We start from the raw sequence: 24,126 nt of genomic DNA, 5'->3' as shown, positions 1-24,126 counted from the left end.
GTGAAAGGTGCAACCGTGGATGAGAAGACCCCTGAAGGCGACGATCCCGAGGTCGGGACCGACGTACCAGACCGCGACACCGACGCGGAAACCCCGAGCGCACCGCCGCGCCGAGCCCTGGTGATCAGCCTGCGCGCCGCGGTCGTCGGCGCCGTGATCATCGTGCTGGCAGCCGCGACGGGGATCATGACGTGGCTCTACTTCGGCGAGCGCAGCACCGTGCACGCCCAGCTGCAGGCGGCCGAAAACAACCGGCAAGCCGAGCAGATGGCACTCGACTATGCGGTCCGTGCGGCCGCGATGAACTACCAGGACCTCAACACGTGGAAGGGCCAGCTCGTCGAGGGCACCTCGCCCGAATTGTCGAACAAGCTCACCAAGGCCGCGGATTCCATGCAGCAGTTGCTGATTCCGCTGGAGTGGACCTCCACCGCCGAGCCTCTGTCGGCAAAGGTGCGGTCACAGGATGGCGGGGTCTATGTCGTCGACACGTTCGTCAGCGTCTTGACGAAGACCACCCAAGCGCCCGACAATCTGCAATCCACCGCGACCTACAGCGTCACCATCGACAGCAACAGGGACTGGCAGATCACCGATGTCGGCGGAATCGGCGCGGTCGCGGGGGCCAAGTAGTGCGGCAGCCCACCCGGTGGCGGGAAGTCGGATCTTGGGCTGTGAGCCTGGTGCTCGGCGCAGGCATCGCCACGGCGTCGGCCGGTCCGGCGTCGGCGGACGACGTGGTGACCTACGAAATCGTCTCCGACACGATCCCGGTCGTCGACGTCGAATACGTCGACGAGGGCGGTCGTAGGAACTTGACGGGCGTGCCGGTGCCCTGGCGGACGGACGTCATCCTCCAGGACGCGCAAGGTCCGACGGGGTCGGGTGCGCAACTGCGCGCGGACTGGCGGCGGATCCGCGGGCCGGCCCGGTGGGTGACGGTGCGCATCTTCGAGGGCTCGCGACTGCTCTGCCAAAGCACGCTCGATGTCGGCAACATCGCGTGTTACGGCAACACGCCGCACGTGGCATAGCGGTGCGCGACCCGCAGTCGAGGCGTTACCCGTTAGGCATCGCTGTCTGGAAAGTTACCGCCGAGTAGGGTCATACTGGGGCGATGAGACCTGACTATGACGTGCTGATCATCGGCTCGGGGTTCGGCGGCAGCGTGACGGCGCTGCGGCTCACCGAGAAGGGCTATCGCGTCGGGGTGCTCGAGGCGGGCCAGCGCTTCGCCGATGAGGACTTCGCCAAAACCTCGTGGAACCTGCGCAGGTTTCTGTGGGCGCCGAGGCTCGGCATGTACGGCATCCAGCGGATCCACCTGCTGCGCAACGTGATGATCCTGGCCGGCGCGGGCGTCGGCGGCGGATCGCTGAACTACGCCAACACCTTGTACGTGCCGCCGGATCCGTTCTTCAACGACCCGCAGTGGAAGGACATCACCGACTGGCGCGCGGAGCTGATGCCGCACTACGACCAGGCGCAGCGGATGCTCGGCGTGGTCACCAACCCGACGTTCACCGACGCCGACCGCATCGTCAAGGAGGTCGCCGACGAGATGGGCGTCGGCGACACCTGGGTGCCCACCCCGGTCGGCGTGTTCTTCGGCCCGGACGGCACCAAGGCGCCCGGCCAGACGGTGCCTGATCCGTACTTCGGCGGGGCGGGCCCGGCGCGCACCGGCTGCATCGAGGTCGGCGAGTGCATGACGGGCTGCCGCCACAACGCCAAGAACACGCTGGTGAAGAACTACCTGTACCTGGCGGAAAAGGCTGGCGCAGAGGTGGTTCCGATGACCACCGTCACCGGCTTCCAGCAGCGCGCCGACGGGCTGTGGGAGGTCCGCACTGTGCGCACCGGCAGTTGGGTGCGCAGGAAGAGGCGCACGATCACCGCCACCCACGTGGTGCTGGCCGCAGGCACCTACGGCACCCAGAAACTCCTGTTCAAGATGCGCGACAAAGGCAAGCTGCCCAAGATGTCCGAGCGGCTCGGGGTGCTGACGCGGACCAACTCCGAATCGATCGTCGGCGCCGGCAAGTACAAGGTGTCGCCAGGCCTGGACCTCACGCACGGGGTGGCGATCACGTCCTCCATCCATCCCACGTCCGACACCCACGTCGAACCGGTGCGCTACGGCAAGGGCTCCAACGCGATGGGCCTGTTGCAGACGCTGATGACCGACGGCGCCGGGCCGGAGGGCTCCGACGTGCCCCGGTGGCGGCAGTTCGTCCGCAGCGCGGCCGCCAACCCGCGCGGCACCCTGCGCATGATCAACGTAAGGCGATGGAGCGAACGCACGGTCATCGCGCTGGTGATGCAACACCTGGACAACTCGATCACCACGTTCACCGAGCGCACCAAGCTCGGCTACCGCCGCCTGACCAGCAAGCAGGGCCACGGCGAGCCGAACCCGACGTGGATCCCGGTGGGCAACGAGGTCACCCGCCGAATCGCCGAGAAGATCGACGGCGTCGCGGGCGGTACCTGGGGCGAGCTGTTCAACATCCCGCTCACCGCGCATTTCCTCGGCGGCGCGGCGATTGGCGACACCGCCGCGCACGGCGTCATCGACCCGTATCAGCGGGTCTACGGATATCCGACCCTTTCGGTGCACGACGGGGCGGCCATTTCGGCGAACCTCGGGGTGAACCCGTCGCTTTCGATCACCGCGCAGGCCGAGCGGGCGGCGTCGCTGTGGCCCAACAAGGGTCAGGTCGACCAGCGTCCCGCACAGGGCCAGGCATACAAGCGGCTCGCGCCGATCCCGCCGGAACACCCGGTGGTGCCCGCCGACGCCCCCGCCGCGCTGCGCCGGTTGCCGATCGAACCGGTCAGCTCCACGGGTTGATCTTCAACCGATGCGGGTACGCAGTGGCCCGTCGGGGACGACCAGACCGGGCACAGGAAGGCCCTGCCATGCGAACCGGGTATCACAAGCAGCTATCGGAACTGTGCACGCAGTTGAGCGAGATGTGCGGCTTGACCGCCGACGCGATGGACCGCGCCACGCAGGCCCTGCTCGACGCCGACCTGACGTTGGCGGAGCAGGTGATCGCCGACCATGCGCACATCGCGCTGCTCAACCGGCGGGCCGAAGAGACGGCGCTCAAACTGCTTGCGCTGCAGCAGCCGGTCGCCGGGGAACTGCGCACGATCGTCGGGTCGATCCGCATCAGCGCGGACATCGAGCGGATGGGCGCGCTCGCCGTGCATGTCGCGAGCATCTCACGGCTGCGTCATCCCGAATGCGCGCTGCCCAACGACGTGCGTGCCAGCTTCGCCGAGATGGGCACCAGGGCCGTGCAGTTGGCCAGAACCGCGCAGGAAGTGCTGCGCTCACCCGATCCCGAGAAGGCGGCACGGCTGCACGACGAGGACGACGCGGTGGACGCCGAGCACCGACACTTGTTCACGCTGCTGATCGACCACAAGTGGCAGGACGGCGTCTGCTCTGCCGTCGACGTGGCACTGCTCGGCCGCTACTACGAGAGGTTCGCCGACCACGCGGTAGAGATCGGGCGTCGGGTGATCTTCGAGGCCACCGGCGGTCTTCCCGCCAACAAGCAGCTGGCCTAGCTGATCTGGTTGTGGCGCATGGGCGCCCGGCCGGGTGGTTGCTTCGGCGGCGGCAGCAGCGGGCGGACGGGTTTGACGGCGACCGTCGTGGGGCTCTGGGTCTTGAGCTCGAGATCTTCACCGGCATGACGGATCGTCAGTGAGGTGTCGGGGCCGTCGCGAAGGGTGTACGTCACGTCCTCGTGATTGACGTCGACGGTGAGCCGAAAGTTCTTCCACCGCAACCGGAATTTCAGGCGCGACAGCGTTTCGGGCAGATGCGGGTCGAGCGCCAGCAGGTCTTCGTCGTCGCGCAGCCCGCCGAAGCCGGCCACCAAAGCCGACCAGGCGCCGGCCAGTGAGGCCATGTGCAAGCCGTCGCGGGTGTTGTGGTGCAGGTTGCGTAGGTCGATCATCGCGGCTTCGTAGGCGTAGTCGTGGGCCAGCTCGAGGTGCCCGACGGCCGCGCACATCACCGCCTGGGTGCAGGCCGACAGCGACGAGTCGCGGGTGGTGCGCTGCTCGTAGTAGTCGACGTTGCGCGCCATCTGCTCGGGAGTGAAAGCGTGGCTCTCCCAATGCATGGCCAACACCAGGTCGGCCTGCTTGACGACCTGCTGGGGGTACAGCCGCACGTACGGTTCGTGCAGCAGCAGGGGATAGGCGGTGTTGGCTGCGAAGTCCCACTCGCGCAGCGTGGTGAACCCCTCGCACTGCGGGTGCACCCCGAGGTCCTCGTCGAACGGAATGTGAACGGTCGCGGCGGCGTGGCGCCAGGCGTCGATCTCCTCGGCGGTGACGTCGATGGCGTTCGCCTCGTCGGGGTGGCGAACGCAGGCGTCGGCTGCCGCGCGCAGGTTGCGTGCCGCCATCAGGTTGGTGAACACGTTGTCGCGCACCACCGCGGTGTACTCGTCGGGTCCAGTGACACCGTCGATGTGCCACACCCCGTGCCGATCATGCTGGCCGAGGGAAAGCCACATCCTGGCGGTCTCGACCAACACCTTCAACCCGCACTCGGTATCCAGCGAATCATCGCCTGTCACAACGCGATACCGCTCGAACGCCATGGCGATGTCCGCGTTGACGTGGAACGCCGCGGTGCCGGCAGGCCAATACGCCGAGCACTCCTCGCCGCGTATCGTGCGCCACGGGAAGGTGGCGCCTTCAAGGTCGAGCAGTTCGGCGCGCTCCTTGGCCAAATCCAGCGTCGAGGCGCGCCACCGCAGCGCATCGGCGGCGGCGTAGGGCGCGGTGTAGGTGAGCAGCGGAAGCACGAAACCCTCGGTGTCCCAGAACGCGTGACCGTCATAACCGGTTCCGGTCAGCCCCTTGCTCGGAATCGCGCGGCGTTCGGCTCGTGCGCTGGCCTGCAGCACGTGAAACAACGCGAACCGCACGGCCTGCTGGATGTGGGGATCACCTTCGACCTCGACGTCGGCGCTGTCCCAGAAGTCGTCGAGATAGGCGCGCTGAGCGTCCAGCAGGCCCTGCCAGCCGGTGTACTCGGCGCCGCTGAGCGCGGCCGCGACCTGATCGCGCAACGCCGGACGGGAGCGCAGGCTCGACCACGCGTAGGCCAGATACTTGCGGATCCGCAGCCGCTGGCCGGGCCGCAACCCGCAGATGACGGTGGTGCGCGCCCAGTCGTCCGAGGTGTCGGTGGTGACTTCGACGCGGCCGGGAACGTCGATTTCGTGGTCCATCGCGGCGGCCATCATCAACCCGCTGGCGCGGGTGCGGTGGATGAGGATCGCGCCGTCGCCGATGCTTTCCTGATGCACGGCTTCCAGCGGGTGGTTGAGCACGGCCGACACCCGGGGATCAGCGGAGGTGGGCGGCTGGTCTTCGTTGGCCACCAGCTCGGACTGCACGGTGATCCTGGCGAACTCGTCGACCGCCTCCACGGTGTACTCGATGGCCGCCACACCGCGCTGATTCAGCGACACCAGCCGGGCCGAGACGAGTTTGACCTGTTTGCCTACCGGCGAGCGCCACTGCACGGTTCGGGTCAACGTGCCGGCCCGCATGTCCAGCACGCGCTCATGCTCGAGCAGTTCGCCGTAGCGGACGTCGAACGGCTCGTCGTCGACGAGTAGACGCAGCAGCTTGCCGTTGGTGACGTTGACGACCGTCTGGCCGGCTTCCGGGTAGCCGTAGCCGGCCTCGGCGTACGGCAGTGGGCGCACCTCGTAGAACGAGTTCAGGTAGGTACCCGGCAGGCTGTGTGGTTCACCTTCATCGAGGTTGGCGCGCAGGCCGATGTGACCGTTGGACAGCGCGAAGATCGACTCGGATTCGTCCAGAATCGCTAGATCAAGCGATGTTTCGCGGATGTGCCACGGCTCTACCGGGTAAAGCTCGTCGGTGATCATTGCCTCAGGAGCTCCATCAGGTCAGCCACGACGATATCGGCACCGTTGTCGCGCAGCGCTTGCGCATGTCCGACGCGGTCCACCCCGACCACGTAGCCGAAGTTACCAGCCCGCCCGGCCGCCACCCCGGCGAGCGCGTCTTCGAACACCGCACCCTCGCGGGGTTCGATGCCCAGCAGTCGCGCCGCCCGCAGAAACGAGTCCGGTGCGGGTTTACCGGGCAGGTTCTCCTCGCGCAGCACCACACCGTCCACCCGATGCTGAACGAACTTATCCAGGCCCGTCACCTCGAGCACCTCCTCGGTGTTGGCGCTCGACGAGACCACCGCGACGCCAAGGCCTGCGCGGGCCACGGCCTTCAGGTAGCGCCGCGAGCCCTCGAAGACCGTCACACCGTCGGATCGCAGCACCCGGTGAAACATCTCGTTCTTGCGGTTGCCCAGCCCGAAAACCGTCTGCGCGTCGGTGCTGTCGTCGCGATCCCCTTCGGGTAGTTCGATACCGCGGCTGGCCAGAAACGAACGCACCCCGTCCTCGCGCTTCTTGCCGTCGACATACTGCAGGTAGTCGGCGCCCACATCGAACGGCACGAACGGTTCGCCGGTGCGGTCGGCGCGGGTTCGCAGGAAGTCGTCGAACATGGCCTGCCACGCCTTCTTGTGCACGCTGGCGGTGTCGGTCAACACGCCGTCCAGGTCGAACAGGCAGGCGCGGATGTGGTTCGGCAGACCATGCACGGTGCTCCTCGCTTCGAGCTTGGTGGTCGTCGGACAGCTTCTGCTCGTTGTCTGGCTCATTGTCGGTCACGATTCCCACTTTGTGGAGCAGGTAACGAGCGGCGACGGCCCGATCGCGCCAACTAGACTGATGGGGTGACATCGTCATCTCCCAGACCCGTGTTGGTGGTCGACTTCGGCGCGCAGTATGCGCAGCTGATCGCGCGACGGATCCGGGAGGCTCGGGTGTATTCCGAGGTGATCCCGCACACCGCCAGCGTCGAAGAGATCCTGGCGCGCGACCCGCAGGCCATCGTGCTCTCCGGCGGGCCCGCCAGCGTCTACGCCGAGGAGGCCCCGCAGCTGAACTCGGCGGTGTTCGACCTTGACGTGCCGGTGTTCGGTATCTGCTACGGCTTCCAGGCGATGGCCCAGGCGCTCGGCGGAACGGTGGCCAAGACGGGCACCAGCGAGTACGGCCGCACAGAGCTGAAAGTCACCGGGGGACAACTTCATTCCGATCTGCCCGATACCCAGCCGGTGTGGATGAGCCACGGCGACGCGGTCACCGAGGCGCCCGACGGGTTCGACGTGGTGGCGGTGAGCCCCGGTTCGCCTGTCGCGGCCTTCGAGAACAGGGAGCGTCGGCTGGCCGGAGTGCAGTACCACCCCGAGGTGATGCACACGCCGCACGGTCAACAGGTGCTGAGCCGGTTTCTGTACGAGTTCGCAGGCATCTCCGCGACGTGGACGGCCGCGAGCATCGCTGACGCGCTCGTCAACGAGGTGCGCAATCAGATCGGCAACGGCCGGGCGATCTGCGGGCTGTCCGGTGGCGTGGACTCCGCGGTGGCCGCCGCGCTGGTGCAGCGCGCGATCGGGGACCAGCTGACGTGTGTGTTCGTCGACCACGGTTTGTTGCGGGCCGGGGAACGTGCCCAGGTGCAACGTGACTTCGTGGCCGCGACCGGCGCCAAACTCGTCACGGTCGACGCCGAGAAGCGGTTCCTCGAGTCGCTGTCCGGGGTGACCAACCCCGAAGGTAAGCGCAAGATCATCGGCCGCGAATTCATCCGCGCATTCGAGGGTGCCGTCCGAGATACGTTGGGCGCCAATGACGGTGATGTGGAGTTCCTGGTGCAGGGCACGCTGTATCCCGACGTGGTGGAGTCCGGCGGCGGGTCCGGCACCGCCAACATCAAGAGCCACCACAACGTCGGTGGGCTGCCCGCCGACCTGAAGTTCAAGCTCGTCGAACCGCTGCGGCTGCTGTTCAAGGACGAGGTCCGCGCGGTCGGCCGCGAACTCGGTTTACCCGAGGAAATCGTTGCGCGCCAACCATTTCCGGGTCCAGGGTTGGCTATCCGGATCGTCGGGGAGGTCACCGCGGATCGACTGGACACGCTGCGGCGCGCCGATGCGATCGCCCGCGAGGAACTGACCGCGGCCGGTCTGGACCACCAGATCTGGCAGTGCCCGGTGGTGCTGCTGGCCGATATCCGATCGGTGGGTGTGCAGGGGGACGGCCGCACCTATGGCCACCCGATCGTGTTGCGCCCGGTGTCCAGCGAAGACGCCATGACCGCGGACTGGACCCGGGTGCCCTACGAAGTGCTGGAGCGCATCTCCACCCGCATCACCAACGAGGTGTCCGAGGTCAACCGCGTGGTGCTCGACGTCACGAGCAAGCCGCCCGGCACCATCGAGTGGGAGTGATCTAGCCCCTGCGCCGCGCCCCCTCTCGCGCTCGAAAGTGCGCTTGACGGTGTCGGCGGGGAAGTGTTTACTGACGGTATCGAACATACATTCGAACAGCCGATGAATCAGATGATGCGGGAGGTGCTGCTGTGACAGCGGCGACGAACCTGGATCAGCGTGAGCTTACCCGCGCTGAACAGGTGGAACACCTGCGTCGCAGAATCGCGGCGGTCTCCGGCAAGGCGGGCACCGGGCGCAGTGGCGCCGCCCCGTCGACCGCCCCGTTGTCGGCCTCGGAATCTTTGCTGCCGATACCCGAATCCCATGCAGAACTCCTATCGGAGCCGTTGCCGCGCGGGACGGTGGCGGTGGTGTCGGGGGCCCGATCCTTACCGCTGAGCATGGTGGCGGCGGTGACGGCCGCCGGCGGGCATGCCGCGATCGTCGGGCAACCCGATGTCGGCCTGCTGGCGGCTGTGGAGATGGGGGCCGATCTGAGCCGCATCGCCGTCATCCCCGAACCCGGAGCCGACCCCGTGGAGGTGGCCGCCGTGCTGATGGACGGTATGGATCTGGTGGTGCTCGGTCTGGGCGGGCGCACGGTGCCTGCCACCAGGGCGCGGGCGGTGGTGGCCCGGGCCCGGCAGAAGGGCTGCACGCTGCTGGTCGCCGACGGCGACTGGCAGGGCGCGTCGGCCAGGCTGGACGCCCGGGTCTGCGGCTATGAGATCACCGGCCCAGGAGATGTGAGCCGCCCGGGGTTCGGCCGCATCGGACGGGTGCGGTTGGCCATGCGGGCCAGGGGCCGGTCCTTCGGTTCCGCACGTGCCGTGGGCGGATGAGTGTCTCCCCCTGCCCTCCGGGCGGGTGGTACCCCCACGCGCGTTCTGGCCATCTGGTGCATGGACTGGCCTGCGGTCGCCGCCGCCGCCGCGGCGGGGTTACCGCCGACGGCTCCGATCGCGGTGACGTTGGCCAACCGCGTCATCGCCTGTTCGGCGTCGGCCCGCTCGGCCGGTGTGCGACGTGGGCTGCGCCGCCGGGAGTCGCAGGCGCGTTGTCCGGAACTGCATGTGGTCACCGCCGATCCGGGCCGCGACGCCCGCCATTTCGAGGACGTCACGGCCGCGGTGGACGACCTGGTGCCGCGGGCCGAGGTGCTGCGCCCCGGCCTGCTGGTGCTGGCGGTGCGCGGAGCGGCCCGCTACTTCGGCTCTGAGCAGGCCGCCGCGCAGCGACTGATCGACGCGGTGGCCGCGGCGGGGGCCGAATGCCAGGTCGGTATCGCCGATCAGCTGCCCACCGCGGTCTTCGCCGCGCGGGCGGGCCGGATCGTCGAGCCCGGCGAGGACGCGCGGTTTCTGTCGCCCCTGTCGATTCGGCAGCTGGCCGCCGAGCCCAGCCTGGCCGCCCCCGGCCGGCAGGACCTGGCGGACCTGTTGTGGCGCATGGGGATCCGCAGCATCGGGCAGTTCGCGGCGCTGTCGCGCAGCGATGTCGCCTCCCGGTTCGGCGCCGACGGGGTGGTGGCGCACCGGTTCGCCCGGGGCGAGCCTGACCGCGGGCCGTCGGGCGCAGAACCGGCAACCGAACTCGACGCCGTGATGAACTGCGATCCGCCCATCGACCGGGTGGACGCCGCGGCGTTCGCCGGGCGATCGCTGGCCGCCGACCTGCACCGCACCCTGGAGTCCTCCGGGGTGGGCTGCACCCGGCTGGCCATCCACGCCGTCACCGCCAACGGGGAAGAGTTCGAACGGGTTTGGCGCTGTGCGGAGCCGCTGACCGAGGACGCCACCGCCGACCGGGTGCGCTGGCAGCTCGACGGCTGGCTGAACAAGCGCAACCCCGACGACCGGCCCACCGCACCCGTCACGACGATCCGGCTGTGCCCGGTCGAGGTGGTCTCGGCCGAGGCGCTGCAGCTGCCGCTGTGGGGACCCCCAGCGAAGATGACCGACAGTGCCTATCGCGCGCTGGTGCGGGTGCAGGGGCTGCTGGGTCCCGAGGCGGTGCAGATGCCCATGCTGTCCGGTGGCCGAGGGCCTGCCGAGCGCATCACGTTCACCCCGTTAGGTGACGAGCCGGTGCCGCGGGCCGATCCCCGCCAGCCATGGCCCGGTCAGCTGCCCGAGCCGTCGCCGACCGTGCTGCTCGACGATCCGGTCGAGTTGGTCGACGCCGACGGCAACCCGGTGCGGGTGACCGCGCGCGGTCTGTTCTCCACCGACCCGTCGCGGCTGGTTGCGGGTAAGAAGGGCCGCGACGGCCGGCTGGCCTGGTGGGCCGGGCCGTGGTCCGTCGACGAGCGGTGGTGGGATCCCCAGCGGGCCAAGGCGGGACGCACAGCGCGCGCACAGGTGCTGCTCGACACCGAGCCCGCGCAGGCCCTGCTGCTGTGTTACCGGCAGCGACGCTGGTATCTCGAGGGCATCTACGAATAGCCCTTTCTGCACGCCGCAGAAAGGAACGCCCCGACGCGCGTGAGGAACCGGTCGAAGAACGCCGCCGGATCGACGTCAACACCGATGAGCGCGTTGGGTTCCCGCCCCCACCGGTGGCTCCAGTCCGCGATCGTCATCCCGCGGGTGAGCGTCCCCGTCAGCTCGACGTCAACCGTGGTGGGTCGGCACCGGACCAGGTCGGGGTCCAAAGCCACCGCCGCGGCAAGCGGGTCGTGCAGGTGGGCCAGATAGCCCTCGCCCTGGGAGAAGTGGAACTCGAAGTAGAACCGCATCGCGTCCTCGAGCACTCCGACCAACGGATGCGTCCCGGACTCCGCCAACTTCCCCAACAGTTCGGGGGTCATCACGATGTTCTCGGTGAGGTTGAGCCCCAACACGATCGGGAGGTGCCCGGGAGGCCCGTCCTGCCACGCCGCACCCCACCCGTGAAACACTTCGGCTGCGGCTTCGGGGTCCACGCTGATGTTCCACTCGGCCACCGGCGTGGTGTTGCCGCGGTAGTCGAACGCCCCGCCCATGATCACCAGCCGGCGCAGCAGCCGCGGCAGCGCAGGCTCGCTGCGCAACGCCAGGGCCAGGTTCGTCAACGGTCCGGTCGCCACCCCGACCAGTTCACCGGGACGCGCGTGGGCCGCGCGCACCCACGCCTGCGCGGCGTCGTAGCCGGTGAGCGTGCGGTTGCTCGCCGGTAATCGCGCATATCCCATGCCCTCGGGGCCGTGGGTGTCTTCAGCGGTGCGCAGCGGTGCGCTGAGCGGGTTCTCGCTGCCTTTGGACACCGGGGCGTCGACCCCGCACAAGTCGAGCAGAGCCAAGTTGTTATGGCAAACCTGTTGCACCGGAACGTTTCCGGCGGTGGAGGCGATACCGACCACCTCGGCGTCCTCGCTGGCGAACAGGTACACCAACGCCATCGCGTCGTCGACGCCGGTGTCCACGTCAATGAACACAGGCAGCGCAGTCACGCCGCCAACGATAGGACGGCGCGGCTACCAGTGCACACCGGGGACCAGGCGCACTGCACGTTTGATCGGACCGGGTACTCGCAGCGGCACCGGCGGTTGGGTGCGACGTTGAGGGCGCCGCGGCGGTATCGGCGCGGCCGGCGGCTCCTGCGCCAGGCCGCGGGCCGCCGCGGAATCGGGATACCCGAGATAGAGCTGGTGCAGCAGCCGTCGCGCCAGCTTCGGGGTCAGGTAGTTGCCGAAATCGGCGAGCGTGCCAAGCGGGGTGTCGATCCGGGCGGGCTTCTCCACCAGCCCGCGCACCACCATCGCGGCGGCGTGTTCGGGGCTGATCGCCGGCACGGGGTTCAGCCGGCGTGACGGCACGATCATCGGCGTGCGCACCAGCGGCATGTGGATGTTGGTGAACGTGATGTGCTCGGACAGCGTTTCGCTGGCCACCACGTCGGCGAACGCATCCAGGGCGGCCTTCGTCGGCAGATACGAGCTGTACTTCGGATTGCGCGCCTGCACACCGGCACTCGACACGTTCACCACATGACCGAACCGACGCTCGCGCCAATGCGGCAACAGCGCCAACACCATCCGCACCGCGCCGAAGTAGTTGACGGCCATCACCCGCTCGTAGTCGTGCAGCCGGTCGGTGGAGGCGATCACCGAGCGTCGAATCGACCGGCCCGCGTTGTTGACCAGGTAGTCGACGTGGCCGAAGCGGCCGAGGATGTCTTTGACCGTGTGCTCCACCGACGTTGAATCGGTGACATCGCACGTGAACGCGTGCGCCTGTCCGCCCGCCGAGCGGATCTCGGCCACCAGCTCGTCGAGCGCTTCGGCGCTGCGCGCCAACGCGAACACCGTCGCGCCCCGTTCGGCGACCGCAATCGCCGAGGCGCGGCCGATCCCGCTTGAGGCGCCCGTGATGATCACGTGCCTGCCCACCAGCGGTCCCGCCGGGTCGTCGTGGCGGGCGCGGTCGGGGTCGAGGTGCTCGGCCCAGTAGCGCCACAACCGCGGCGCGTACGACGCGAACTCCGGTGCGGTGATCCCGGTGCCGCGCAACGCTTCGGTAGCGTTGTGCGCGGTGAACGTCGGCATCAGGTCGACGACGTCGAGGATCTCGGCGGGGATGCCCAGCTGGGTGACCGCCATGTTGCGCAGCACTTTGGCGCGCCCGGTCGCCCGCAGAAACGGCGTCGCCGTGGCCGACGGCAACGACCCGCGCAGCGGCGGCAACCCGGCTTCCTTGGCAACCCCGCGGTAAATACCCCGCAGCCCAATGGTTTTGGCGGCGGTCAGGTGAAAGGTCTGCCCGTCGCGGTCGTCGCTGTGCATCAGCGCGACCAACGCCTCGACCACGAAGTCGACGGGCACGATGTTGTTGCGCCCGGTGTCGGGCAGCACCATCGGCGTCAACGACGGGAGCCGGGCCAGTTTGGCCAGCAGACCAAAGAAGTAGTAGGGCCCGTCGACCTTGTCCATCTCGCCGGTGCGCGAGTCACCCACCACGACCCCCGGCCGGTACACCCGGTAGCGCAACCCCGGTGCCGACCGCACCAACAGCTCGGCCTCGAATTTGGTCTGGTGATACGGGGTCGGCAACTGCTGGCCCAGGTCGAAGTCCTGTTCGGTGAACTCGCCGCGGCGGCGGCCCGCGACGGCGATCGAAGACACGTGGTGCAGCGTGGCGTCGAGGCGGCCGGCCAACTCGATCACCGCGCGGGTGCCGTCCACGTTGGCGGCGCGCTGGACGGCCTCGGCCGCGGTGATGTCGTAGATCGCGCCGCAGTGCACGACGTGGTCCACGGCGCCGAGCTCGTCGACCGCCTGGTCGGTGAGTCCCAATGCTGGTGCCGTCAAGTCACCGACCAGCGGTTTTGCCCGCTCGCCCCAGTGGACGGCGAGCCGTTCGAACCGCGACAGCGACGCCCGACGAACCAGAACCCACACCTGGGCGTCCGGGTCGCGGGCCAACAGCTGCGACACCACACGACGGCCGATAAACCCAGTACCGCCGGTAACGACATAGCGCATGCGAAGCATCGTCACCCCTGCCGCGGGAAACGTCAATGCATGCGATGGGGCACGATATCGTCCGTCTATGCCCCTCGACCCCAATGCCATCGGCACCAAGACCGACCCCCAGCTGTTCCAATGGACCGACCGCGACACGCTGCTCTACGCGCTGGGAGTCGGCGCGGGAACCGCGGATCTGGCGTTCACGACGGAAAACAGCCATGAGATCACCCAGCAGGTGCTTCCGACGTATGCCGTCATCGCCTGCCTGCCGTTCGCGGCCGCGGGTCTGATCGGGTCATTCAACTTCGCCATGCTGTTGCACGGTTCGCAGGCGATCCGGCTCTACGAACCGCTGCCGCCTGCCGGCAAGCTCAGCGTCGTCGCCGAAGTCGCCGACATCCAAGACAAGGGTGAGGGGAAGAACGCCGTCGTCATGCTCAAGGCCACCGGCACCGACCCCGACACCTCCAAGGTGGTGGCCGAGACGCTGGCCACCGCCGTCATCCGCGGCGAAGGCGGATTCGGCGGACAACCCGGTCAGCGGCCCGCCGCCCCGGAAATCCCGGACCGCGAACCGGATTCGAAGATCGCGTTGCCAACGCGCGAGGACCAGGCCCTGATCTACCGGCTCTCCGGCGACCGTAACCCGCTGCACAGCGACCCGTGGTTCGCCCGTGAGCTGGCCGGCTTCCCGAAGCCGATCCTGCACGGGTTGTGCACCTACGGGGTGGCCGGGCGTGCTCTGGTCGCCGAGCTCGGCGGCAACGACGCGACGAAGGTCAACGCGATCGCGGCCAGGTTCACCTCGCCGGTGTTTCCCGGGGAGACGCTGACGACCTCGATCTGGCGCACCGAACCCGGGCGTGCGGTGTTTCGGACCGAAGCGTCCAACCCCGACGGGTCCGATGCGCGGCTGGTGCTCGAGGACGGCGCCGCCGAGTACAGCGACTGACGCGCTCACGACCTTCGACCCAATCGGTCGATCCGCCGATATCAACGGCGACCGGTTGACAGGATGATCGCGGAGGCGTCTTGTTCCGCGTTGCCAGAGGGCGGTGGTTGTGCCATGAGGATCGTCGTGGGTTACCTGGCCACTCCGGGTGGCGCGGACGCGGTGGCGCTCGGAGTTCGGCTGGCCCGCACGCTCGGCGGTGAACTGGACCTGTGCCTGGTCCTGCCCGCCGACCGGGTGCCGCCGTCGCTGGCGCCGGTCGGCGGCTACCGCGAGCATCTGACCGAGCAGGCCGAGGAATGGCTTGACGCCGCGCGCGCATCGGTGCCCGACGACGTCGTGGTGCGCAGCCGGGTCACGTTCGACGATTCGTCGGCCGACGCGCTGATCAAGGAGGCGGCGCGGATGGAGGCGGAGCTCATCGTCGTGGGCGGCTCGGGCGGCGGGCTGGCGGCGAGCTTCTCGCTGGGTTCGGTGGTCAACGAACTGCTGCACTCGGCCCCGGTGCCAGTGGCCGTCGCGCCGCGCGGCACCCGGCACTCGTCGGCCGAGCGGGTGCGTGAGGTGACGTGCGCCATCGGCGAGCGCGAAGGAGCAGACCTGTTGCTGGACACCGCGGTACGGTTCAGCCAGGCCGCTGGCACTCCGCTGAGGTTGGTCTCGCTGGTGGCGCTGGACCCGAGCTTCGGGGTGCTGCGTGGCGACGACGAGGCGGTCCGTGAGCGGGCGATGGCGCACGCCAGGCATGTCCATGACACCGCGAAACTCCGTCTTCCCGAAGACTTTCCGGTGACGTCGATGATCGTGGAGGGCCGTTCCATCGAGGACGCGGTCGGCAAGCTCGACTGGTATGCCGGTGATCTGATCATGGTGGGATCCAGCCGGCTCAGCGCGCCGCGGCGACTGTTTTTGGGGTCGACGGCGGCCAAGATGCTGCGGGTGCTCGATGTGCCGATGGTGGTGGTGCCCAGAGATCAGCTCGGTGCCGAGGACTTGCCGTAAGCCCGCGCCTGTCGAACGCGACCAGCGGCCGGTAGCGCCGTGACGGGCTGGCTCTTTGCGCTGGGGTCGGCGCTGTTCTACGGCACCTCGGACTTCGTCGGCGGCCTGGCGTCTCGGCGGGCCCACTATGTCGTGGTCGCATTGCTCGGTCAATTCGCGGGGTTGGTGGTCGCGGTGGTCGCGGCCCTGGTGGCGATCGCGCCGTCACCGTCGGCGGTCGATCTGTGGTGGGGAGCGCTGTCGGGTGTCGGCACCGCTGCCGGGTTGGTCTTCCTGTTCCGCGGGATGAGCCATGGCGCGATGTCAGTCGTCGTCCCGACCAGTGCGGTCACCGGTATCGCGCTGTCGGCGTTGGTCAGCGTCGCGCTCGGCGAACGCCCGTCGCTGCTGGCGTGGGCGGGTATCGCCATCGCGGTGCCCGCGTTGTGGTGGGTCTCGAGCGGTCAGCAGGCAACGACGGCCGCGCACTCCGGCGGTGCGGGCGACGGGTTGTTGGCCGGGGTGGGTATCGCCGTGCAGTATCTGGCGCTCGCCCAAGCGTCACCGGCGTCCGGGCTGTGGCCGGTCGCCACCGGGCGCGTCGGGGCGCTGTGCGTGCTCGGCGCGTCGCTGCTGTTCGTCGGGCGGCAGGCGCTTCGACCGTCGCAGGGCCCGGTTGTGCTGGCGCTGGTCTCCGGAGTACTCGCGGCGTCGGCGCTGATCTCGTACCTCCTGGCGACCCAGCATCAGATCGTGGCCGTCGCGGTGGCGTTGGCGTCGCTGTACCCGGTGATTCCGGTGCTGCTGGGCATCCTGGTGTTGCACGAACGCCTCACCCGGCGCCAGACAATCGGCCTGCTGGCCGCGGGCGCGACAACGCTGCTGATGGCCGGCTGATGATCGAACATCAGTTCGATATACTGGCGGGGTGGGTTGGCATACCGGGCCGCCGAGCTGGACCGAAATGCAGCGGGTGCTGAACGGCAAACCGCGCCGTTCCGGCTGGCCTTCCCCCGCGAGCGGGGGGTATCACCACGACGAGCAGGTCGGTGACGGCGGCGACAGCCCCGCCTGGTCGCGCAAGCGCGCCGCCTACCAGGCCGAAGACATCGACCGGCCGCCCACCTCGACACCGTATGCCGAACTGCACGCCCATTCGGCGTATAGCTTCCTCGACGGCGCCAGCACGCCGGAGGAACTCGTCGAAGAGGCCGCCCGCCTGGATCTGCGCGCGATCGCGCTGACCGACCACGACGGGCTCTACGGCGTGGTGCGCTTCGCCGAGGCCGCCAGGGAACTGGACATGGCGACGGTGTTCGGCGCCGAGCTCTCGCTCGGGGGAGGGGACCGCACCGAGGATCCCGATCCGGCGGGCCCGCATCTGCTGGTGCTGGCCCGCGGCCCGGAAGGCTACCGGCGCCTGTCCCGTGAACTCGCCAAGGCGCATCTGGCCGGTGGTGAGAAGGGCAAGCTGAGCTACGACTACGACGCGCTGACCGAGACGGCAGGCGGGCACTGGCACATCCTCACCGGATGCCGCAAAGGGCATGTGCGCCAAGCGCTCTGTACCGGTGGGCCAGAGGCGGCGGCCGTTGCGCTCGCCGACCTGGTGGACCGGTTCGGCGCCGAACGGGTCAGCGTCGAACTCACCCACCACGGCAGCCCCGTCGACGACGAGCGCAACGCGATGCTGGCCGAGTTGGCGCCGCACTTCGGTCTCGGTGTCGTCGCCACCACCGGCGCGCATTTCGCCGAACCCTCGCGCGGCCGGCTTGCCATGGCAATGGGCGCGGTCCGGGCGCGTCACTCGATGGATGAAGCAGCGGGTTACCTTGCGCCGCTGGGTGGTTCACATCTGCGATCCGGGGAGGAGATGACCCGGTTGTTCGCCCACTGTCCTGAAGTGGTGGCCGCGGCGGCCGAGCTCGGCGAGCAGTGCGCGTTCGAACTGGCGCTGATCGCCCCGCAGTTGCCGCCGTTTGACGTACCGCGCGGACACACCGAGGACAGCTGGCTGCGACATCTGGTGATGGCGGGCGCCCGCAACCGGTACGGTCCGCCGGAGCGGGCGCCGCGGGCCTACGCCCAGATCGAGCACGAACTGAAAACCATCGAGCAGCTGAAGTTCCCCGGCTATTTCCTGGTGGTGCACGACATCACCCGGTTCTGCCGGGAGAACAACATCCTGGCGCAGGGCCGGGGCTCGGCGGCCAACTCGGCGGTCTGCTACGCGCTGGGGGTCACCAACGTCGACCCCGTCGCCAACGAGTTGTTGTTCGAACGGTTCCTGTCCCCGGCGCGCGACGGTCCGCCCGACATCGACATCGACATCGAATCGGACTTGCGGGAGAAGGCGATTCAATACGTCTACCACCGTTACGGTCGTGATTACGCCGCGCAGGTGGCCAACGTCATCACCTACCGCGGCCGCAGCGCGGTGCGCGATATGGCGCGTGCGCTGGGATTCTCTCAGGGGCAGCAGGATGCCTGGAGCAAGCAGATCAGCCGGTGGAGCGGACTGGCTGACTCACCCGAGGTCGAGGGCATTCCGGAGCCGGTGATCGATTTGGCTCAGCAGATCTCCAACCTGCCGCGGCACATGGGTATTCACTCCGGCGGCATGGTGATCTGTGACCGGCCCATCGCCGACGTGTGCCCGGTGGAATGGGCGCGGATGGAGAACCGCAGCGTTCTGCAGTGGGACAAAGACGATTGTGCGGCCATCGGTTTGGTGAAGTTCGACCTGCTCGGGCTCGGCATGCTCTCGGCGCTGCACTACTGCATCGACCTGGTGCGCGAGCACAAGGGCATTGAGGTGGACCTGGCGCGGCTGGACCTGTCCGAGCAGGCTGTCTACCAGATGCTGCAACGCGCGGATTCCGTCGGGGTGTTCCAGGTGGAGTCGCGCGCGCAGATGGCCACGCTGCCCCGGCTGAAGCCCCGGGTGTTCTACGACCTGGTGGTCGAGGTGGCACTGATCCGCCCCGGCCCGATCCAGGGCGGCTCGGTGCATCCGTACATCAAGCGCCGCAACGGTGTCGAACCGGTCACCTACGACCACCCGTCGATGGAGCCGGCCCTGCGAAAGACATTGGGCGTTCCGCTGTTTCAGGAACAGCTCATGCAGCTGGCTGTGGACTGCGCGGGTTTCTCCGCGGCCGAAGCTGATCAGCTGCGCCGGGCGATGGGGTCCAAACGCTCCACGGAACGGATGCGCCGGTTGCGGGACAGGTTCTACGACGGGATGCGCCAACGGCACGGAATCACCGGCGAGGTGGCCGACCGGATCTACGAGAAGCTGGAAGCCTTCGCCAACTTCGGTTTCCCGGAAAGCCATTCGCTGTCGTTCGCATCTCTGGTGTTCTATTCGTCGTGGTTAAAGCTGCACCATCCGGCGGCGTTCTGCGCGGCCCTGCTGCGGGCGCAGCCGATGGGTTTCTACTCGCCGCAGTCGCTGGTCGCCGACGCCCGCAGGCACGGGGTAATTGTCCGACCCCCCGATGTCAATGCCAGCCTGGCGCACGCCACGCTGGAGAACGACGGCACCGAGGTGCGACTCGGTCTCGGCGCCGTGCGCCACATCGGCGACGAGCTGGCCGAGCGGATGGTCGACGACCGAGAAGCCAACGGGGCCTTCGCTTCCCTGCTGGACCTGACCCAGCGGGTGCAGCTGTCCGTGCCGCAGACCGAGGCGCTGGCCACCGCGGGTGCGCTGGGATGCTTCGGTATCACGCGGCGCGAAGGGCTGTGGGCGGCGGGCGCGGCGGCCAGGGAGCGTCCCGATCGGCTGCCGGGAGTGGGATCGTCGTTGGCCACCCCCGCGCTGCCCGGCATGACCGAACTGGAACTGGCCGCCGCCGACGTGTGGGCCACCGGTATCTCACCGGACAGCTTTCCCACCCAGTTTCTGCGGAAGGACCTCGACGCCCTCGGCGTCGTCGCCGCGGACAAGCTGTTGAAGGTTCCCGACGGAACCCGGGTGCTGGTGGCCGGGGCGGTGACGCATCGCCAGCGGCCGGCGACGGCGCAGGGGGTCACCTTCATCAACCTCGAGGACGAGACCGGGATGGTCAACATCCTGTGCTCGCCAGGGGTGTGGGCCCGCCATCGCAAGTTGGCGCAAACGGCGGCCGCCCTGCTGATCCGCGGGCAGGTGCAAAACGCCACCGGCGCAGTCACCGTCGTCGCCGACCGGATGGGCCAGCTCACGATGGCGGTCGGCTCGCGAAGCCGCGACTTTCGCTAGGCGGCCTCCGATCCCGACTTCGGCCCACCCCTCGAAGAGCCGTCGTCGTCGCCCGTGTCAGCGGTCCCCGCCGGATCGTCTGCATCATCGGACTCGTCCGAGTCTGAATCGTCTGACGCCGAATCGTCCGAGCCGTCCGAGCCGTCCGACGCCACCTGCCCGGGCCGGGCTACCAGACCGGTTCGCACCGGTTCCCGCGAATCCTCCTGCGCCGCCTCCTCGGCGGCGTCGTCCTCGGTCTCTACCTGTGCGTCGGTTTCGGCCTCGTCGACGTCCACGTCGGTCTCGAGGGGCGCAGGCTCCTCGTCTGCGGGCACCTGCTCATCCGTCGTCGGCGTGTCCTCGACCGTCGTCTCCGTTTCCTCGTTGACCGCATCTTCGACGGTCACCTCGGCCACCTCGGTCACCTCGGTCACCTCGGTCACCTCGGTCACCTCGGTCACCTCGACGGCCACCTCGGTCACCTCCTCGGTCACGTCCTCGGCCACCTCGGCGGTTTTCTCGGACGAAACCGGCTGTGCTGCCGAATCTTCCGACGTTTCGGCGTCGTCGTCAGCTGCCGACGCGCTCCGCCACGACACCGCTGCCATCTCGGCGCCCGCAGCGACTTCGCTTTGCACCTCCGCGGTCAGCGACGTGGCCGCGGCGCCCGAGAGCCGGAAGATGTTGACGATCGCCTGCGCAACCGAGTTCACGAACGCGGAAACGGCGTTGATCAAACCTTGGACCGCCGTGGCGATCGCCTGGAATATCGCTTGCAGGACTTGCGCGACCTGCTCGCCCAGGTTCGGAACACCCGGCTCCTCCGGTTCCTCTGGCTCCTCGGGAACCTGGTTCTCCTCGATGAAGTCCTTGATCACCTGGGCCGCCAGCTTGGCCGTCCAGTCGACGTTGAAGATGCCCAGCGACGTGCCCGGCGTCAGCACGCCGTTGACCAGACGGTCGCGCAACGTGTAGATGAACGACGGACCGGCATAGGAGGTGCCGTCGGCGTCTTTGAGGTCCTTCCACGCGTTGAGGAAGTCCGCGATGAATTCGGCCTGCTGCTCCTCGGTCACCCCGTTGTCACCGAACGTCGGCAATCCGAACTCGGTGGCCCAGATCTTCAGCGCCTCATCGCCGTTGTCGAGCATCAACTGCCTGATCTCGATCACCTGCTCGAGAGGGGACCGCCAGAAGTCGTTCTTGATGCCCTCGGAGAACTTCAACGTGTAGTGATACGGATGGAACGACAGAGCATCGAAATAGCCCTTGGCCCCGCTGGCGTACATCGCCTCGACGAACTTCACCGGATCCAACGTCACGGGGCTGCTGATCACGGCGCCCAGCACGCCGGCCACGACGAGCGGATCGTTGGGGTCGTCGCCGTTGGCGTTCTTGATCGCGGTGTAGGCGGCCTGCAACATCTCGGTGTAGGCGGCCGGATCGATCGTCGGCGCCCAGGCTCGCACGTAGTTCGGTTCGTTCCAGATCTCGTACGCCGCGATCTTTTCGCCGTAACGGGTGGCCACCCGCCCGGCGTACTCCCCGAACAGATCCGGCTGCGGCGGCTCTTCGAACCCGAGCAGCGACCAGTCGGTGTTCGGGTCGACGCCGGCCCAGTCCGGCCCGTGGGCGAGCACCGCGACGATCGCCATGCCACGATCGGCCGCGGCGTTGACGATGTAGTCGCTTCTGGCCCAGGCGGCCTCTTCCACCCCCGGGGGAAAGGTTCCCGGCCGGAACGGTTCGTTGCCCCGCCACGGCAGCACGATGCGCACGGTGTTCACGCCGAGCGCCTGCATCTCGTCGAGGTGCCGGTTGACCGCGGCAGTGTCGAGTTTGCCGTCCGGTGTCGACAAGGCCCACAGGTCCGAGTCGGCGATGCCGACCGTCGTGCCGGACTCCACAATTCCCGCCGTCAGGATGTAGTCGAACGCCACCCGGTTGATCCGCGGTTTCTTCACGGTAGGCGCCGCGGTGAGCATGGCAGCCAGCGGAACCATCACGATCGCAGTTGCCACGGCAACTGCTCGACGACACGATTTCAGACCCCTCATCGGTTACCCCCTCAGTCCCGGACGGGTGACACGGCGACGTGTTCAGGCACAAATTAACGCATTAGCTAGATAGATTGTATGCAAATTAAGAAATTAATTCCCACCGGTTCCAGCTATCGGGAATCAGGGTCCTCAGCCCGGCGCTAAAACTTTGCTGTGATCTACAGATATCCGCAAAATTTACGCTTTAGCAAACCAACGAATGCAGGCCCTCTGATCTGCAATATTCCACGTCCAAACAGCTAATATGCTGGTCGAGGACATTTCCGCGCCGAATGGTAGCGACGTGCTGTGAGTAAAAGTTGCACAAACGTGGCGCTGCTGGCGAATCCAGCAACGTTATAGGCGCGAAGGATGCGAGTATTAGGCGTCATTCGGCAACGTTTGGATGCGTTGTCGAGCGAACGTCTATTCCAAGGTCATCCGCCGGTCGGAGTGGTCCACACTTTGTCGATGCTGATCTTCAACCGGGTGTTGTAGGCGGCGAGGAACTCGTCGGTGAAGCCGACGCTGGCCGCATACTCGCGGTACTTCTTCTGGTACCGCTCGTCCTCCAACGGATTCACGTCCTGCGCGTCGATCGTCGCGGTGCCACCGACGGCGATGATCCCGCCTCCGTTGCCGTCCGAGTCCAGGATGAGGCTGACCCGCGGATGGTTCTTGATGTGGCGGACCTTCGCCGCGTCGGGTTCGCTGTAGATGATCACGTCAGCGCCGTCGAAGTAGAACCACACCAGCCGCGGGACAGGCTGCCCCGACTTCGCCACGGTGGTCAGCCAGCCGAAGTTGTCGGCTGTGAGCCTGCTGGAAACCTCTTGCGTGAATTCGACTGCCATAGAACCGAATGTAGTCTCAGCCACATGACGGCCCAGCAGAGTTTGAACCTTTCTTTCGACGAAGTCGTGACCACCACTCGCTCGGTGCGCAAGCGCCTCGACTTCGACAAGCCCGTACCGCGGGAGGTGCTGCTGGAGTGCCTCGAACTGGCCGTTCAGGCGCCGACGGGATCCAATGCGCAGGGCTGGCAATGGGTTTTCGTCGAGGACGAACAGAAGAAGAAGGCGCTCGCCGACATCTACCGGAACAACTTCACGTGGTACCGCAACCAAACCCCGCCGGAATACGCCGACGGCGACAGCCGTGCTGCCCAACGCGAACGCGTGGTGTCGTCGGCGAGTTACCTGTCCGAGCACATGCACGAGGCGCCCTGGTTGTTGGTGCCGTGTCTGGAGGGTCGCCCCGACGGTGCCCCCGCCGGTGTGAGCGCGGGGTTCTGGGGCTCGCTTCTGCCTGCTGTGTGGAGCTACATGCTGGCGTTGCGCTCGCGCGGGCTGGGCTCGGCGTACACCACGTTGCATCTGGTCGGGGACGGGGAGAAGCAGGCCGCCGAGATACTCGGCATCCCGTTCGACACCTACAGCCAGGGCGGTCTGTTCCCGATCGCCTACACCAAGGGCACCGATTTCCGGCCGGCCAAGCGGCTGCCGGCCGAGCAGATCGTGCACTTCGACACCTGGTGATCAGCCCGCCCCGGCGAACCCGTGTTGGCGCCAAGCCTCGTAGGCGGCGACCGCGGCGGCGTTCGACAGGTTCAGCGAGCGCCGCCCGGCCAACATCGGGATACGCACCTGGGCGGTGATGTGCGCATCGGCCAGCGTCGCAGCATCCAGGCCAGTGGGTTCGGGCCCGAACATCAGCACATCCGTCGGACGGTAGGAGACATCGGCGAACGACGTCACGGCGTGCGCGGTGAACGCGTACACGCGCGCAGGCATCAGCGCGTCCCACGCCGCGGCCAGGTCGGGGTGCACGGTGACCGAGGCCAGGTCGTGGTAGTCCAGGCCGGCGCGGCGCAGCTTGGGTTCGGACAGGTCGAATCCCAGCGGCTCGACCAGATGCAGTTCGGCTCCGGTGGCCGACACCATGCGGATCGCATTGCCGGTGTTAGGTGCGATGCGCGGGGTCAAGAACAGCAACCGAAACATTCGATCATGATTCAACATCGGCCGCACCGAAACTGAGCCCGGGTGGGTGAACGCGCGAAATGCTTTGCCCCCCTCTGATTTCCGGGTGCGCGGTCGCTGGCTTTGCTCCGAAACCACGGGCTGTGCG

Annotated in this window: 19 protein-coding genes; 12 read left to right on the top strand and 7 right to left on the bottom strand. The window is 67.8% G+C overall.

Annotated elements, in window-relative coordinates; all coding sequences use genetic code 11:
- Positions 1-15 precede the first annotated feature (15 nt).
- The 4 genes from K3U96_RS20255 (at position 16) to phoU (ending at position 3,582) form a co-directional block, all read left to right on the top strand.
- Entirely contained in the window at positions 16-633 is a 618-nt protein-coding gene (locus tag K3U96_RS20255; protein ID WP_230982217.1) for a hypothetical protein, read from the top strand.
- A 41-nt stretch (positions 634-674) separates the two neighbouring features.
- On the top strand, positions 675-1,034 hold the full coding sequence (locus K3U96_RS20250; protein WP_230982216.1) for a hypothetical protein: 360 nt from the start codon (positions 675-677) through the stop codon (positions 1,032-1,034).
- An 83-nt stretch (positions 1,035-1,117) separates the two neighbouring features.
- Positions 1,118-2,854: a GMC oxidoreductase gene (locus tag K3U96_RS20245; RefSeq protein ID WP_220690897.1), complete on the top strand. Its 1,737-nt coding sequence runs from the start codon at positions 1,118-1,120 to the stop codon at positions 2,852-2,854.
- A gap of 68 nt (positions 2,855-2,922) precedes the next feature.
- The gene (gene phoU / locus K3U96_RS20240) at positions 2,923-3,582 is read left to right on the top strand and encodes a phosphate signaling complex protein PhoU (RefSeq protein ID WP_069408005.1); all 660 of its coding nucleotides are present in this window, start codon (positions 2,923-2,925) and stop codon (positions 3,580-3,582) included.
- On the opposite strand, the gene K3U96_RS20235 is transcribed toward phoU, so the two are convergent.
- Positions 3,579-5,936, bottom strand: a complete 2,358-nt coding sequence (locus K3U96_RS20235) for a glycoside hydrolase family 65 protein (RefSeq protein WP_220690896.1) — start codon at positions 5,934-5,936, stop codon at positions 3,579-3,581. The genes phoU and K3U96_RS20235 overlap by 4 nt on opposite strands.
- Complete coding sequence (locus tag K3U96_RS20230) at positions 5,933-6,673, bottom strand: beta-phosphoglucomutase family hydrolase (protein ID WP_220693609.1); 741 nt, start codon at positions 6,671-6,673, stop codon at positions 5,933-5,935. Before K3U96_RS20230 ends, K3U96_RS20235 begins: the two co-directional genes overlap by 4 nt.
- 135 nt (positions 6,674-6,808) lie before the next feature.
- Between K3U96_RS20230 and guaA the strand changes: the two genes are divergently transcribed.
- The 3 genes from guaA (at position 6,809) to K3U96_RS20215 (ending at position 10,794) form a co-directional block, all read left to right on the top strand.
- Positions 6,809-8,368 (top strand): glutamine-hydrolyzing GMP synthase, encoded by a 1,560-nt coding sequence (gene guaA, locus K3U96_RS20225; protein WP_220690895.1) that lies wholly within the window; start codon positions 6,809-6,811, stop codon positions 8,366-8,368.
- A gap of 131 nt (positions 8,369-8,499) precedes the next feature.
- Entirely contained in the window at positions 8,500-9,192 is a 693-nt protein-coding gene (gene imuA', locus K3U96_RS20220) for a DnaE2-dependent mutagenesis accessory factor ImuA' (RefSeq protein ID WP_220690894.1), read from the top strand.
- Between the two features lie 60 nt (positions 9,193-9,252).
- The gene (locus tag K3U96_RS20215; protein ID WP_220690893.1) at positions 9,253-10,794 is read left to right on the top strand and encodes a DNA polymerase Y family protein; all 1,542 of its coding nucleotides are present in this window, start codon (positions 9,253-9,255) and stop codon (positions 10,792-10,794) included.
- On the opposite strand, the gene K3U96_RS20210 is transcribed toward K3U96_RS20215, so the two are convergent.
- Together K3U96_RS20210 and K3U96_RS20205 are read right to left on the bottom strand one after the other, a co-directional pair.
- Positions 10,785-11,771: a nucleoside hydrolase gene (locus tag K3U96_RS20210; RefSeq protein ID WP_220693608.1), complete on the bottom strand. Its 987-nt coding sequence runs from the start codon at positions 11,769-11,771 to the stop codon at positions 10,785-10,787. The genes K3U96_RS20215 and K3U96_RS20210 overlap by 10 nt on opposite strands.
- 33 nt (positions 11,772-11,804) lie before the next feature.
- Positions 11,805-13,811 carry an SDR family oxidoreductase gene (locus K3U96_RS20205; protein ID WP_220690892.1) on the bottom strand — a complete coding sequence of 669 codons (2,007 nt, stop codon included), beginning with the start codon at positions 13,809-13,811 and terminating at the stop codon, positions 11,805-11,807.
- Between the two features lie 67 nt (positions 13,812-13,878).
- Between K3U96_RS20205 and K3U96_RS20200 the strand changes: the two genes are divergently transcribed.
- The 4 genes from K3U96_RS20200 to K3U96_RS20185 all read left to right on the top strand — a co-directional run bounded on the left by K3U96_RS20200 (position 13,879) and on the right by K3U96_RS20185 (position 19,975).
- Complete coding sequence (locus tag K3U96_RS20200; protein WP_069407815.1) at positions 13,879-14,748, top strand: MaoC/PaaZ C-terminal domain-containing protein; 870 nt, start codon at positions 13,879-13,881, stop codon at positions 14,746-14,748.
- A gap of 114 nt (positions 14,749-14,862) precedes the next feature.
- Positions 14,863-15,750: a universal stress protein gene (locus K3U96_RS20195; protein WP_220690891.1), complete on the top strand. Its 888-nt coding sequence runs from the start codon at positions 14,863-14,865 to the stop codon at positions 15,748-15,750.
- Between the two features lie 39 nt (positions 15,751-15,789).
- Positions 15,790-16,626 carry an EamA family transporter gene (locus tag K3U96_RS20190; protein WP_220690890.1) on the top strand — a complete coding sequence of 279 codons (837 nt, stop codon included), beginning with the start codon at positions 15,790-15,792 and terminating at the stop codon, positions 16,624-16,626.
- Positions 16,627-16,657: 31 nt separating this feature from the next.
- Positions 16,658-19,975, top strand: a complete 3,318-nt coding sequence (locus tag K3U96_RS20185; RefSeq protein WP_220690889.1) for an error-prone DNA polymerase — start codon at positions 16,658-16,660, stop codon at positions 19,973-19,975.
- Here K3U96_RS20185 and K3U96_RS27060 read toward each other — a convergent pair.
- Positions 19,972-21,978 (bottom strand): cellulase family glycosylhydrolase, encoded by a 2,007-nt coding sequence (locus tag K3U96_RS27060; protein ID WP_220690888.1) that lies wholly within the window; start codon positions 21,976-21,978, stop codon positions 19,972-19,974. The genes K3U96_RS20185 and K3U96_RS27060 overlap by 4 nt on opposite strands.
- Positions 21,979-22,433: 455 nt before the next feature.
- Complete coding sequence (locus K3U96_RS20175) at positions 22,434-22,850, bottom strand: TIGR03667 family PPOX class F420-dependent oxidoreductase (protein ID WP_220690887.1); 417 nt, start codon at positions 22,848-22,850, stop codon at positions 22,434-22,436.
- A 24-nt stretch (positions 22,851-22,874) separates the two neighbouring features.
- Here K3U96_RS20175 and K3U96_RS20170 point away from each other — a divergent pair, with 24 nt between their 5' ends.
- Positions 22,875-23,534 carry a nitroreductase family protein gene (locus K3U96_RS20170; RefSeq protein ID WP_220690886.1) on the top strand — a complete coding sequence of 220 codons (660 nt, stop codon included), beginning with the start codon at positions 22,875-22,877 and terminating at the stop codon, positions 23,532-23,534.
- Here K3U96_RS20170 and K3U96_RS20165 read toward each other — a convergent pair whose 3' ends face one another.
- Complete coding sequence (locus K3U96_RS20165; RefSeq protein WP_220690885.1) at positions 23,535-23,999, bottom strand: tRNA (cytidine(34)-2'-O)-methyltransferase; 465 nt, start codon at positions 23,997-23,999, stop codon at positions 23,535-23,537.
- Between the last annotated feature and the right edge of the window lie 127 nt (positions 24,000-24,126).

The sequence above is a fragment of the Mycolicibacterium holsaticum DSM 44478 = JCM 12374 genome (assembly GCF_019645835.1).
Taxonomy (GTDB): Bacteria; Actinomycetota; Actinomycetes; order Mycobacteriales; family Mycobacteriaceae; genus Mycobacterium; species Mycobacterium holsaticum.
This window is presented reverse-complemented; position numbering and strand designations above follow the sequence as displayed.

Coding starts and splice junctions, on each gene's coding strand:
- K3U96_RS20215 (WP_220690893.1), top strand. CDS start 9,253: ATGGACTGGCCTGCGGTCGCCGCCGCCGCCGCGGCGGGGTTACCGCCG.
- K3U96_RS20165 (WP_220690885.1), bottom strand. CDS start 23,999: ATGTTTCGGTTGCTGTTCTTGACCCCGCGCATCGCACCTAACACCGGC.
- K3U96_RS20205 (WP_220690892.1), bottom strand. CDS start 13,811: ATGCGCTATGTCGTTACCGGCGGTACTGGGTTTATCGGCCGTCGTGTG.
- K3U96_RS20170 (WP_220690886.1), top strand. CDS start 22,875: ATGACGGCCCAGCAGAGTTTGAACCTTTCTTTCGACGAAGTCGTGACC.
- K3U96_RS20175 (WP_220690887.1), bottom strand. CDS start 22,850: ATGGCAGTCGAATTCACGCAAGAGGTTTCCAGCAGGCTCACAGCCGAC.
- K3U96_RS20245 (WP_220690897.1), top strand. CDS start 1,118: ATGAGACCTGACTATGACGTGCTGATCATCGGCTCGGGGTTCGGCGGC.
- K3U96_RS20200 (WP_069407815.1), top strand. CDS start 13,879: ATGCCCCTCGACCCCAATGCCATCGGCACCAAGACCGACCCCCAGCTG.
- K3U96_RS20235 (WP_220690896.1), bottom strand. CDS start 5,936: ATGATCACCGACGAGCTTTACCCGGTAGAGCCGTGGCACATCCGCGAA.
- phoU (WP_069408005.1), top strand. CDS start 2,923: ATGCGAACCGGGTATCACAAGCAGCTATCGGAACTGTGCACGCAGTTG.
- K3U96_RS20195 (WP_220690891.1), top strand. CDS start 14,863: ATGAGGATCGTCGTGGGTTACCTGGCCACTCCGGGTGGCGCGGACGCG.